Here is a 12778-nt window from a genome sequence, read left to right on the forward strand (position 1 = left end):
AGTATTCCTAATGAGGTTGATTGGGGGTCTTGGGTTGAACGATTCGAGGTGCCACCGAACCCATCGACACAATATGCTTCAATGCTTCTTGAACGCTCATATCCAGCTCGATCACATTGGCGCGCGGCACAATCATAAAAAAGCCTGAGGTAGGGTTTGGTGTCGTAGGTAAAAATACATTGACATATTCACCACCTAATTTGGTGTTTACTTCCGGAGCTGCTGTTCCGGTTTGAAAGGCAATCACCCATGACTCAAGGTGAGGATAACGAATTAGCAACGCTTTACGAAACGCTTGGTTGTTTCCAGAAAATAAAGTCGACGAAACCTGTTTTACGCTGGAGTAAATCGATCGCACAATTGGGATGCGGGTCACGGTCCGGTCCCAGAGCTTAAGCCACCATTGGCCTGCAAAATTGATGGCGAGGACGCCTGTAAATCCAATCACCGCTAATACGATCAAAATTCCAAGGCCTGGAATCTCTCGGAAATGCCGAAGCTCGCCTGAAAACTGACCAGGTGAAACCGTAATAATGGCTGACATTACCCAACCAAAGATTTGATCGATAACACCCAGACCCCATGTGATCACCCAAACAGTGACCGCCATCGGTATCCAAACCAAAATGCCAGCAATAAAGTATTTTTTCATGAGAATTTCGCCTAACCCGCTATTTTAGCGAGTTAAGACCAATTCAGGCTAAATTGGCCTAAATCGAGTGGATTCGGACCAAAACTAAGAGTGCGCCGATGAGGAAGCCACTCAGGAACAGTGTGATCCCCAGCCATTGTCGTCGTTTGCGTCGCTCATCAACTAGCAGTTGTTTGAGTAAATCAAATTCTGGGCGCTGCTCTTTCCGATGAACCTGTTCCAGATTTTCAGCAATGAGACGTGGCAGCGTGGGCAAAATTTTTGCCCAATTTGGCGCTTCTTTTTTTAGCCCCTCAATAAAACCCCGTAAACCAAGCTGTTGACTTACCCAACGTTCCAGAATGGGTTTAGCGGTTTTCCAAAGATCTAGGTCTGGATCCAATTGACGACCGAGACCCTCTACATTTAGCAAGGTCTTTTGCAACAAGGTAAGTTGCGGCTGAATCTCCACTTTAAAACGACGAGATGTTTGAAAGAGTCTCATCAACACGATACCCAAGGAAATATCTTTAAGTGGGCGATCAAAATAGGGTTCACAAACAGTACGAACGGCCCCTTCCAATTCTTCTAATCGGGTATTGGCTGGAACCCAACCCGATTCGATATGTAACTCAGCAACGCGCCGGTAGTCTCGATTAAAGAAAGCTAAGAAATTTTGTGCCAAATAATTTTTGTCAAACTCGCTCAAATTTCCAACAATCCCAAAGTCTAAAGAAATATATCGGCCAAATGTATTGGGATCCAAACTAACTAAGATATTTCCTGGATGCATATCTGCATGAAAGAACCCGTACTCAAATACTTGAGTAAAAAAGATCTCAACGCCATCGATTGCTAACTTCTTAAAATCAACACCAGCAGCAAGAAGCTCTTGGGTTTTCCCAATTGAAATACCATACATCCGCTCCATCACGATCACATTGGTGTGGCATAGATCCCAAATCATTTCAGGAATCATGAGCTTATCGGAGTTTGCAAAATTGCGTCGTAATTGGCTAGCATTGGCTGCCTCACGCATCAAATCAAGCTCGTCGTGTAAATAAGTATCAAATTCAGCGACCACTTCACGCGGCTTAAGGCGACGGCCATCCTCAGAGACTTTCTCAATAATTCGTGCGAGGTCATGCATTAATGCCAAATCACTTTCAATTACAGGCAAAATGCCAGGACGCAGTACTTTGATCGCAATTTCTTTGTCGACCCATTCAGGATGGGTCTCATTCCCACGTAAAACCCCGAAATGAACCTGTGCGACCGATGCGCTCGCCACGGGGGTTGCATCAAAGGATGAAAAAATTACTTCAATGGAATGGCCCAGGGCTTTTTCAATAATTGCTTTCGATTGCTCATTGGAGAAAGGTGGAACGCGATCTTGAAGCTTGGCCAATTCATTCGAAACATCATCGGGCAATAAGTCCCTACGTGTCGATAAAACTTGTCCAAATTTGACGAAAATAGGGCCAAGCGCTTCAAGCGCCAAGCGAATTCGCTCGCCACGCGGCAACTGACTTGGGGATGTTGATGCAATTAGTCCAAGGATGAACCGTCGTACACCAGGCTTTAAATTATCACGAATCAGCCCAAATAAATTAAAGCGCCAAGCTGTATAAAAAATAATGCTTAGGCGAATAATACGACTCACAATCAATCCCGACTTTTTTGTAAAAAGGAAATTCGCTTCTCAAGGCGATCTACTGCATCACGCACTGCTTGAATTTGTATTTTATGAGAAACAAAATCGCGTTGATGCAACAGCACTTTTTTTTCTTCACTCAAGTACTCGACCATATTTCCCTGTAAATCAAGCACAGCCTTCTCCGTCGCCTGTGCAAAGCGCTTAGCTTGTGAACAAATGAAGTGTGCGGGTGCATCACCAATAATTTTGGCTAAATCCTCCTCATACTCCCAACGTAATTGGTTTGAAAGCTTGGCAATAAGTTGGGCTAGTTGAGCATCACCAGTAATTTTGACAGCTCGCATTGCCCGATCTTTGATCGAGCCCTGAGGGGTGCTGAGCGCAGAAAAACCATCGGCATCAAGCTCTAAAACCAAATCTGGATGTGGGTGCACATCCAACAAAAGAGTCATTAAGCAATCATCTTGAATTTGCCACTGCATACTTCCAATTGGCAGTATCAGCTCAATTACTTTACCTTGATGACTCTTGAGATCACGTAAAGCCCACTCTTCATGTTTTAAGACATGATTAATCGCGCGCACTAAAGCCGTTTTTGGAAAATCAAAACGAAGGTTCATAGTGTAAAAAACCCGCACAAGGCGGGTTTTCCGGTGGGGGAAAGGTTAAAGCTTAAACCAATTGCTGGATGCCAGCTAAAACCCACCCTCCTGGGCCGTTTACAGGCTTGGATAGATTCCAAACTTCTCTAAATGGTTCGGCCGGGCCTTCTGCTTGCTCCCGAATCAGTCCCGAGAACTCAACACTGCACAGATAGGTATTTGCATCGGTCTCAACACCCAAGAGTTCCGCGTTTAAGGTAACTACATCGGTATGATTTACGCCTTCAGCGCGACCTTGTAAATCACGTTGCAGGCTTGCAAACATTTCGGGAGTTGTAAATTCACGCAAAGCCTCAAGATCACCCGCATCCCAAGCTTTTTGCAAACGAGTGAAATAGTGTTTTGCATTGGCCAAAAATGCGATTTGATCAAAGCCTTCCGGCAATTGATAAGCCGGCGCTTCCTCAATCACTGGGCTTGGCGATCCAAATCCGGCATTAACCGGATGGCTAGGAGCGAAGACAGGTTCTTGTACAGCCGTTTTCTGCATCCCATTTGAAGCGGGCACAGGACTTGGCGTATTTTTAGCACCAGCTGGCATGAAGCGACGCAATACGAATAGCAATGCAAACCCAACCAGAACAGCCAATAAAAGACCTGTCATAAATGATGCAGCAGCCTCACCTAAACCAAAATGCGATAGCAAGTAAGCAATTCCAAGACCAGCGGCAAGGCCACCCAACATACCGCCCAAGCCCGAACGCTTAGCAGCTGCGGGAGCAGCAGCTTGTGGCGGCGTGGTTGCTGCAGGTTGCTGTGCTTGCTGAGCTGGCTTTTGTTGGGCTGTTGGCTGAGCTTGCTTCTGCACTGGCGCATTCGCTGAACGACCCACATTGGATCCACCACCTAAACGCTTGGCATCAACGACAGCGATGTGTCCAACGGATAAGAATGCAAAGGAAAGTGCAAATACACTGGATTTCAAAAAGATACTTTTCATTCAATCAGTCTCCTGTCTACGATCTGTAAGTTGTACTTTACAGTGAATATTCAATATTTAATACCAATATGCAAAGCAACGATACCCCCAGTCATCCTATGGGTATGGACTTCGTCAAACCCAGCGTCCTCCATCATCGTTTTAAGGGTTTGTGCGTCTGGGTGCATGCGAATCGATTCTGCTAAGTATTGGTAGCTAGCGGCATCTTTGGCCACCTTATCCCCAAGCCATGGAAGTACCTTAAAAGAATAGAGGTCATACAGTGGGGCTATCAATGGGTCTGGCTTCGAAAACTCCAAAATTAAGACTTTGCCCCCAGGCCGAATCACACGCGCCATCTCCGATAAGGCACGCTCTTTATGCGTCATGTTCCGAAGACCAAATGCAACACTAATTACATCGAAATGGTGACTCGGAAAAGGGATATTTTCAGCGTCAAGCTGAATACACGGGATTGCAAGGCCGCGATCCAAAAGTCGATCTCGGCCCACCGATAACATCGATGCATTGATATCGCTCAACCATACTTCTGCCTCAGGATGCGTTCCCCATTGCGCGGACTGGGCAAACGCATAAGCAAGATCACCCGTTCCGCCAGCAATATCTAAGACCCGATCACCGGGTTTGACATTGGCTTGAGCGATGGTAAATTTTTTCCAAAGGCGGTGCAGGCCAGCTGACATCAAATCATTCATGATGTCGTATTTCGCGGCTACCGAATGGAAAACCTCGGCAACTTTTTCGGCCTTGATTGACTCATCAACACTTTGGTATCCAAAATGGGTTTTTGACATAACTAGTGGCCACACCCGTGGGATTTATTTGCCATCGAAGCATCACGATCTACGCCAGCAACTTTGCAGCGCTCTAGATACTCATTCCATAAAGACTCATGGTTTTCACATAACCCATACAAATAGTCCCATGAATACAAACCTGAATCATGACCATCCGAGAAGATTGGCTTAATTGCGTAATGGCCAACCGGTTCAATATTTACAATGCCAACGTCTCGCTTGCCCGTTTGCAAAACCTCTTGCCCCGGTCCATGGCCGCGCACTTCGGCTGAGGGTGAATAGACTCGTAAAAACTCGAAGGGCAAACGATAGCTCTTGCCATGTTCATATTGAAGCTCGAGAACCTTTGAGTTCTCATGCACAATTAAATTTGTTGGAATCATTACACCAGTACCCTTTCAATTCCGCCTTGGTTGGCTTTAGTCACGTAACTTTCAAGCCAATTTTCGCCCAATAAATGCTTTGCCATTTCAACGACGATGTAATCCGCCTTAGTATCGCTATCACCATCAAAACGGGATAGGCCTTGTAAACACGATGGGCAACTGGTCAATACTTTAACGTCACCAACAAAGTCTTTCCTTAAATCGTTAGCACCCTTTTCCATTTCAATTTGCTTACGATAGCGAACTTGAGTTGAAATATCGGGGCGGGTGATTGCCAACGTACCAGACTCGCCACAGCAACGCTCATTTTTTGGAATGGCTGTACCGTCCTCAAGCCTAATAAGCTCATTAACCGTTTTTAAAGGATCTTGAAGTTTCATGGGGGTATGGCAGGGGTCGTGATACATGTATCGAACACCCCCAACACCCTCAAGCCTTAAACCTTTCTCAAGAAGGTACTCATGAATATCAATAATTCGACAACCAGGGAAGATTTGATCAAATTGGTAACCCGCCAGTTGGTCGTAGCAGGTGCCACAGGAAACCACGACCGTTTTGATATCGAGATAGTTCAATGTATTGGCAACCCGATGAAATAGAACTCGGTTATCTGTAATCATTTTCTCGGCTTTATCAAAATCACCATTTCCCTTTTGCGGATAGCCACAACATAAATATCCGGGTGGCAGTACCGTTTGTACGCCTACATGCCAAAGCATTGCTTGGGTGGCTAAACCCACTTGTGAAAATAGTCGTTCTGAACCACATCCTGGGAAATAAAAAACAGCCTCTGTATCGACGCTCGTCTCCAGAGGATTCCGAATGATCGGTACGTAGTCTGCATTCTCGATATCCAAAAGCGCGCGAGCGGTCTTTTTGGGTAAATTACCAGGCATCTTCTTATTCACAAAATAAATGACCTGCTCTTTCAAAGCAGGTTTTCCAACCGTCGCTGGAGGGGATTGCGTTTGCTGAACGGCCCATTTTTTGAATAATTGATGGGCAAAGCGCTGTAAACCATAGCCCCACTCAATCATGACTTTGCGACTCATCCGAATGGTTTCTGGATTGGTTGCATTGAGGAACAGCATGGACGCGCTAGTGCCTGGGTTAAAGCGACGCTGTCCCATCTTGCGTAACAAATTGCGCATATTCATGGTGACATCGCCAAAATCGATCTTGACTGGGCACGGTGTATGGCATTTATGGCAAACCGTGCAATGTGCAGCAACGTCATCAAACATTTCCCAATGCCGAATCGATACACCGCGCCGGGTTTGCTCTTCATACAAAAAAGCTTCAATCAGCAATGAGGTGGCAAGAATTTTGTCACGTGGGCTATACAACAAATTAGCTCGAGGAACATGCGTTGCACAAACTGGCTTGCACTTACCACAGCGTAAGCAATCTTTCACGCTATCGGCAATTGCGCCAATATCGCTTTGTTGCATGATGATCGATTCGTGACCCATGAGGCCAAAACTTGGGGTATATGCCATTTGCAAACTGGCATTTGGCATCAACTTGCCTTTATTAAAGTGGCCATTTGGATCCACTCGATTTTTATAGGAACGAAATTCCTTTAGTTCCTCGTCCGTCAGATACTCTAATTTCGTAATACCAATGCCATGCTCTCCCGAAATGACACCGTCTAAAGAGCGTGCCAGTACCATAATCCGATCAACCGCACGGTGGGCATCTTGCAACATCTCATAATCGTCCGAATTGACCGGGATATTCGTGTGTACATTACCGTCTCCGGCATGCATATGCAAAGCCACAAACACGCGTTTACGCAATATTTTCTGATGAATCGATTTAATTTCTTTTAGTACCAGATCAAAAGTGGAGCCGCCAAAAATAATTTGAAGGGGCGCTAGTAACTCTTTTTTCCAAGAAGCACGTAGAGTTCCATCTTGCAGTTGTGGGAAAAACTGATCAATTTTCTGCAACCACTCGGTCCAGAGCATCCTTACCTCACGCAGAAGTGTCTGGGCCTGAATGACACGATCACCCACCATTTCCGCTTTGGAGATGTCTTCAATCTCATCATTGGCGCGAATCGGAAGCGTCGCTTGACTCAAATAATGCTCGAGGGCATCAAGCAATTGAATTTTATTTTTTAGCGATAACTCGATATTGATTTGATCAATTCCGTCGGTATATTCGCCCATTCGCTCAAGCGGAATCACCACATCCTCGTTGATCTTGAAGGCATTGGTATGCTTTGCGATCGCCGCAGTTCGGGCTCGATCCAACCAAAATTTCTTACGTGCTTCACCGCTTACTGCTACAAACCCTTCGCCCACCCGACGATTAGCCATGCGCACCACATCACTCGTTGCTGCGGCTACGGCTTCTTCATTCTCACCAGCAATATCACCAATTAGGACCATCTTGGGTAAGCCGTTGCGTTTGGATTTGGTGGAATATCCAACTGCTTTTAAATAGCGATCATCGAGGTGTTCCAGCCCTGCTAAAAGTGGTCCGCCCTTCTTACTGAGATCATCCAAGTAAGCCTTAATCTCAACAATGCTTGGAATAGCATCACGTGCTTGACCGAAAAACTCCAAACAAACAGTACGCATATGCTTTGGCATACGATGCAAAATCCAGGTCGCACTCGTAATCAGACCATCGCAACCTTCTTTTTGAATTCCAGGTAATCCAGATAAAAATTTATCTGTAACGTCTTTCCCTAAGCCTGCCTTTCTGAACTTGGCACCCTCGATCTCCAAAACCTCGGAATGCAAAACCTTTACCTGAGGCGCAGCCTTACCATCAGACCAAGTCAAACGAAAGCGGGCAAGGGCTTGATCATGTATCTTGCCAAGGTTATGGTCGAGCCGCTCAACATCCAACCAATTTCCATCGGGATCAACCATTCGCCAGGTTGCCAAATTATCGAGCGCTGTTCCCCATAAAACGGCTTTCTTACCACCCGCGTTCATTGCGATATTTCCACCAATACAACTGGCATCTGCAGAGGTTGGATCAACGGCAAAAACCAGTCCATGCTTTTCTGCTGCATCCGCTACACGACGCGTCACGACCCCAGCACCAGAAAAAATCGTTGGTACGGGATTACTTAAGCCAGGTAATACCCTGTGTGTGACATCCCCAAGATCAATTAACTTTTCCGTATTGATCACGGCCGACATTGCCACCATTGGAATGGCGCCGCCGGTATAACCCGTACCCCCACCTCGCGGAACAATCGTCAACCCCAACTCGATACATGCTCTAACTAAATTGGGAATCTCTGCTTCCGTATCTGGCTTTAGAACAACAAATGGATATTCAATTCGCCAATCGGTTGCATCGGTAACATGAGCAACGCGCGACATGCCATCAAACGCAATGTTGTCTGCATGCGTGAACTTGGAAAAAACTTTTTTGGCATGTTTTCGTAATTGCGAAACCGTTTGAAAATTATTTGCAAAGGATTCCACTGCAATGCGGGCAGCTGCTAGTAAATCGCTAACCTGCTCAGCAAAATCCCCTGAGATCCTTTTTTCAACCTCACCCAAACGATGCCACAAAGCCTGAATCAGGGCCTCACGTCGTGTGGGGTTATCCAATAAATCATCTTGCAAGTACGGGTTGCGCTCAACAACCCAGATATCGCCCAACACTTCAAACAGCATCCTCGCAGAGCGGCCAGTGCGTCGCACACTGCGTAACTGCTCCAAAATTTCCCATGCCTTGACACCCAAGAGACGAATAACGATCTCTCGATCGGAAAACGAGGTGTAGTTATACGGAATCTCACGAAGGCGATGGGATTGCGTATCAATCTCAGACAAACTATCTAAGGAGATAGGTGCGTTCATGGTGACCAGTCAATTAAAGCTCTATTTTAGATGAGCTTGATCATTTCCGTTGCCAATCAATTTGGCACAATACTGAATTAATTTAAGGACTTATATGCCAAGCATGGTACGCTTTCGTGATGAAAAATGATTATTTACACCGAATTGAGAACGCCAAGGTCTATGACGTTGCGCGAAAAACCGAACTAGAAAAAGCCCGGGATCTGAGCGCCCGCTTCCAAAACACGATTCTTTTAAAGCGCGAAGATAACCAGCCTGTGTTCTCGTTTAAGTTGCGAGGTGCGTATAACAAAATGGCTGGATTGAGCCCAGCGGCCCTAAAAAAGGGGGTAATTGCAGCTTCTGCTGGTAATCATGCTCAAGGTGTTGCTCTGGCCGCCGCCAAACTTAAGTGCAAGGCGGTGATCGTGATGCCGATTACCACCCCTCAAGTCAAAATTGATGCGGTTAAGGCGCACGGTGGCAAGTGGGTTGAACTCTTCTTAACGGGTGACTCGTACAGCGATGCTTATCAAGAAGCTCAACTACTCCAAAAAAAGAAGGGGTACACGTTTATTCATCCTTTTGATGATCCAGATGTTATTGCTGGCCAAGGTACCATCGCCAAAGAAATTCTCGATGAACACCCCGAGCCGATTGATGCGATTTTTGTAGCAATTGGTGGCGGTGGACTAATTTCTGGAATCGGCTCTTACATTAAAGCGATTAGACCCAAGATCAAAGTGATTGGTGTGCAAACGGTTGACTCGGATGCAATGAAACAGTCCTTAAAACTGGGGAAACGGATTGAACTTAAGGAAGTTGGCTTGTTTTCTGATGGCACTGCTGTAAAGCAGGTAGGTAAGGAGACCTTTAAAATCTGCCAACGGGTGATAGACGACATCGTCTTGGTGGATACCGATGAACTCTGCGCGGCAATCAACGACGTCTTTACTGACACCCGTAGTATTTTGGAGCCTGCCGGTGCGCTCGCCGTTGCCGGTCTAAAAAAATACGTGGAGAAGCATCGCCTCAAAAAGAAAACCTTGGTCGCCATTGCATGCGGCGCCAATATGAACTTTAGTCGTTTACGTTTTGTGGCTGAACGGGCCGATGTGGGTGAATTTCGTGAGGCCGTCTTTGCGGTCACCATTCCCGAAGAGCGAGGTTCATTTAAAGCCTTTTGCAAAATGCTTGGTAAACGTAATGTCACTGAATTTAATTATCGTATCGCCCATGCGGATCAGGCGCATCTTTTTGTTGGCATCGGAACTCAACGTGCCGGTGATAACAAAACGATTGCGAGTGCTTTTCGTAAAGCAGGATTTGCAACCATTGATCTAAGCCATGACGAGTTGGCAAAGACTCATCTGCGACACATGGTTGGTGGAAGTTCTGCACTAGCGAAAGACGAGTTACTCTATCGCTTTGAGTTTCCAGAACGCCCGGGGGCGCTCATGCGCTTTCTCGACAGCCTAGCCCCCAATTGGAATATCAGCTTATTTCATTACCGCAATCATGGCGCGGATTATGGACAAATCTTATTGGGCATTCAGGTCCCTAAGAATGAACAGTCCGCCTTTAAACAATTTTTGGCAACTTTGGGCTATCCTCATTGGGATGAAAGCAAGAATCCTGCATACCGCCTATTTCTAAAATAAGATGTCTTATACCCTCGCTGGAAAACTAGTCGTTGCCATTTCATCGAGAGCACTCTTTGACTTTGAGGAAGAAAACCGCCTGTTCGAGGAAAGTGACGATAGCGCCTACATGAAATTACAGCTAGAGCGTCTTGCGATCCCTGCCCAAGTGGGCGTTGCCTTTCCCCTCGTAAAGAAGTTACTGCGCTTTAATCAAGATCAACCACGCGTCGAAGTCGTGATCCTGTCGCGTAATGACCCAGTCAGCGGTTTGCGCGTTTTTCGTTCTGCTAAACACCATGGGCTTAGCATTGAACGCGGGGTCTTTACTCGGGGCAGACCGCCATATCACTACTTAAAATCATTGCAGGCCAACCTTTTTTTATCAGCCAACGAGGAAGACGTACGCGCTACCCTAGATGCCGGCTTTCCGGCAGCGCGCGTCTACCCAGAATCAACCAAAATGGCTGAGAATAATCCCAATGAAATCCGGATCGCCTTTGATGGTGATGCGGTTTTATTTTCAGATGAAGCAGAACAGGTTTTTCAGGATCAAGGCCTAAAGGCGTTTGTCGATCATGAAAGCCAGCGTGCTGCCATTCCGTTGCCGCCGGGGCCCTTTAAGCCACTGCTTGCTGCCCTTCATCAATTACAAGCCGAATCTGAGCCTAAAAATGAAATGCGGATTCGAACAGCGCTAGTCACAGCCCGCTCTGCACCAGCCCATGAGCGCGCTATTCGGACATTAATGAACTGGGGGATTGATGTGGATGAGGCAATGTTTCTTGGGGGCTTATCCAAGCGTGAGTTTCTCAAAGAGTTCGAGCCCGACTTTTTCTTTGATGACCAAACTGGTCATTGCAATGCTGCTTCCAGTGTCGCTCCAACAGGGCATGTTATCTCTGGGGTTAGCAATACCAACCGATCCAAAACCTAAATTTTTCTATGTCGGAATTTGTTCTCGGTCAGCAAAGTGCTTATCCCAATCAGTATGACCCGGGTCTACTCTTTCCCATCCCCCGCGCTCAAAATCGCAAGAAACTGGGTATTGAAGAAGGATCGCGTTTACCTTTTTTGGGAATTGATCTCTGGAATGCATTTGAACTGAGTTGGCTAAATCCCAAAGGCAAACCGCAGATCGCTCTGGCTGAATTTACGATTCCAGCAGAGTCGCCATTCATGATCGAGTCAAAATCGTTCAAACTCTATCTCAATAGCTTGAATCAACATCCTTTCGAAACTCTTGAAGCAGTCCGCGTATGTCTGCGCCATGATTTAAGTGCGGTACTTGGTAGTCCCTTGCAAATCAAGCTTCTTCAGCCTTCCGAATTACAAGACCAAAAAAAGTATCCGCTCATGCAAGAACTGGATGGCCAACTTCTCGATCGACTTGATATTGAAGTCAATCCAGCACAAATTGCTGACCCAGCCCTTCTAAGCGCTGATCAAAGCTCAGCCCCAATCACGCAAACCTTAGTGTCACATCTGCTCAAATCCAATTGCCCGGTCACAGGTCAGCCTGATTGGGCTAGCGTACAAATTCATTACCAGGGTCGACCCATCAAAGAGGAAGGTCTTTTACGCTACCTCATTGGCTTTCGTAATCTTGGGGAATTTCACGAACACTGCGTTGAAAAAATCTTTTGTGATATCAAAAATCACTGCCAACCAGAAAAGTTGTCTGTTTATGCCCGTTACACTCGACGGGGTGGCTTAGATATCAATCCATTTCGTGCCGATTTCAATGCTGCCTGGCCCAACAATATTCGTCACGCCAGGCAGTAACACTAGAACGGAATATCGTCATCCATTGCATCAAGCGCACTGGCTCCCGAGCTTGATGGACTCTCAGCCGGCTTAGAGCGGCCTGAAGATTCCTCTCCAGAGCCAGACATCCGAGCACCAAGCATTTGCATGCTGTCAGCGATAATTTCGGTGGAATACTTTTCTTGTCCACTTTGATCGGTCCACTTTCGAGTCCGCAAGCGACCCTCGACATAAACCTGTGAACCTTTTTTTAAGTATTGGCCAGCGATTTCTGCCAACTTACCGAAAAAGGCGATGCGATGCCATTCGGTATTCTCTTTCATCTCGCCCGTTTGTTTGTCTTTATAGCGATCTGAAGTGGCAACTGAAATATTGGTGACAGCGTCACCGCTGGGCATATACCGAGTTTCTGGGTCGCGCCCAACATTACCAACGATGATGACTTTATTGACTGAAGCCATTTTGTCTCCCGAAGAAAATTAAATA

Annotated in this window: 11 protein-coding genes; 3 read left to right on the plus strand and 8 right to left on the minus strand. The window is 46.3% G+C overall.

Features of this window, described 5'->3' with window-relative positions; genetic code table 11:
• Positions 1-7: 7 nt before the first annotated feature.
• From QUE65_RS09515 to QUE65_RS09545, 7 genes are read right to left on the minus strand one after another with little or no spacing between them, the layout of a single operon-like run.
• The gene (locus QUE65_RS09515) at positions 8-652 is read right to left on the minus strand and encodes a DUF502 domain-containing protein (protein WP_286280874.1); all 645 of its coding nucleotides are present in this window, start codon (positions 650-652) and stop codon (positions 8-10) included.
• Between the two features lie 58 nt (positions 653-710).
• Positions 711-2294, minus strand: coding sequence for a ubiquinone biosynthesis regulatory protein kinase UbiB (gene ubiB, locus QUE65_RS09520; protein WP_286280875.1), 1584 nt, complete (start codon positions 2292-2294; stop codon positions 711-713).
• A gap of 2 nt (positions 2295-2296) precedes the next feature.
• Positions 2297-2908: a ubiquinone biosynthesis accessory factor UbiJ gene (locus tag QUE65_RS09525; protein WP_286280876.1), complete on the minus strand. Its 612-nt coding sequence runs from the start codon at positions 2906-2908 to the stop codon at positions 2297-2299.
• Positions 2909-2960: 52 nt separating this feature from the next.
• A complete protein-coding gene (locus QUE65_RS09530) occupies positions 2961-3890 on the minus strand; it encodes a Tim44 domain-containing protein (RefSeq protein ID WP_286280877.1) in 930 nt (309 codons plus the stop codon).
• A 50-nt stretch (positions 3891-3940) separates the two neighbouring features.
• On the minus strand, positions 3941-4684 hold the full coding sequence (gene ubiE / locus QUE65_RS09535; protein ID WP_215370327.1) for a bifunctional demethylmenaquinone methyltransferase/2-methoxy-6-polyprenyl-1,4-benzoquinol methylase UbiE: 744 nt from the start codon (positions 4682-4684) through the stop codon (positions 3941-3943).
• 2 nt (positions 4685-4686) lie between these two features.
• Positions 4687-5070, minus strand: a complete 384-nt coding sequence (locus QUE65_RS09540) for a gamma-butyrobetaine hydroxylase family protein (RefSeq protein ID WP_215370329.1) — start codon at positions 5068-5070, stop codon at positions 4687-4689.
• Positions 5070-8906, minus strand: coding sequence for an FAD/FMN-binding oxidoreductase (locus QUE65_RS09545; protein WP_286280878.1), 3837 nt, complete (start codon positions 8904-8906; stop codon positions 5070-5072). Before QUE65_RS09545 ends, QUE65_RS09540 begins: the two co-directional genes overlap by 1 nt.
• 119 nt (positions 8907-9025) lie before the next feature.
• Between QUE65_RS09545 and ilvA the strand changes: the two genes are divergently transcribed.
• Genes ilvA through queF form a run of 3 tightly spaced genes read left to right on the plus strand, consistent with a single transcriptional unit; the run spans position 9026 to position 12310 of the window.
• Positions 9026-10546, plus strand: a complete 1521-nt coding sequence (ilvA, locus tag QUE65_RS09550) for a threonine ammonia-lyase, biosynthetic (RefSeq protein WP_286280879.1) — start codon at positions 9026-9028, stop codon at positions 10544-10546.
• Position 10547: 1 nt separating this feature from the next.
• Entirely contained in the window at positions 10548-11462 is a 915-nt protein-coding gene (locus tag QUE65_RS09555) for a 5'-nucleotidase (RefSeq protein WP_215370335.1), read from the plus strand.
• An 8-nt stretch (positions 11463-11470) separates the two neighbouring features.
• On the plus strand, positions 11471-12310 hold the full coding sequence (gene queF, locus QUE65_RS09560) for an NADPH-dependent 7-cyano-7-deazaguanine reductase QueF (protein ID WP_286280880.1): 840 nt from the start codon (positions 11471-11473) through the stop codon (positions 12308-12310).
• Between the two features lie 2 nt (positions 12311-12312).
• Here queF and ssb read toward each other — a convergent pair whose 3' ends face one another.
• A complete protein-coding gene (gene ssb, locus QUE65_RS09565; RefSeq protein ID WP_215370339.1) occupies positions 12313-12753 on the minus strand; it encodes a single-stranded DNA-binding protein in 441 nt (146 codons plus the stop codon).
• Positions 12754-12778: the final 25 nt, after the last annotated feature.

This window comes from Polynucleobacter sp. HIN8 (genome assembly GCF_030297615.1).
Lineage (GTDB): Bacteria > Pseudomonadota > Gammaproteobacteria > Burkholderiales > Burkholderiaceae > Polynucleobacter.

Coding starts and splice junctions, on each gene's coding strand:
- QUE65_RS09515 (WP_286280874.1), bottom strand. CDS start 652: ATGAAAAAATACTTTATTGCTGGCATTTTGGTTTGGATACCGATGGCG.
- QUE65_RS09525 (WP_286280876.1), bottom strand. CDS start 2,908: ATGAACCTTCGTTTTGATTTTCCAAAAACGGCTTTAGTGCGCGCGATT.
- QUE65_RS09530 (WP_286280877.1), bottom strand. CDS start 3,890: ATGAAAAGTATCTTTTTGAAATCCAGTGTATTTGCACTTTCCTTTGCA.
- ubiE (WP_215370327.1), bottom strand. CDS start 4,684: ATGTCAAAAACCCATTTTGGATACCAAAGTGTTGATGAGTCAATCAAG.
- QUE65_RS09540 (WP_215370329.1), bottom strand. CDS start 5,070: ATGATTCCAACAAATTTAATTGTGCATGAGAACTCAAAGGTTCTCGAG.
- QUE65_RS09545 (WP_286280878.1), bottom strand. CDS start 8,906: ATGAACGCACCTATCTCCTTAGATAGTTTGTCTGAGATTGATACGCAA.
- ilvA (WP_286280879.1), top strand. CDS start 9,026: ATGAAAAATGATTATTTACACCGAATTGAGAACGCCAAGGTCTATGAC.
- QUE65_RS09555 (WP_215370335.1), top strand. CDS start 10,548: ATGTCTTATACCCTCGCTGGAAAACTAGTCGTTGCCATTTCATCGAGA.
- queF (WP_286280880.1), top strand. CDS start 11,471: ATGTCGGAATTTGTTCTCGGTCAGCAAAGTGCTTATCCCAATCAGTAT.
- ssb (WP_215370339.1), bottom strand. CDS start 12,753: ATGGCTTCAGTCAATAAAGTCATCATCGTTGGTAATGTTGGGCGCGAC.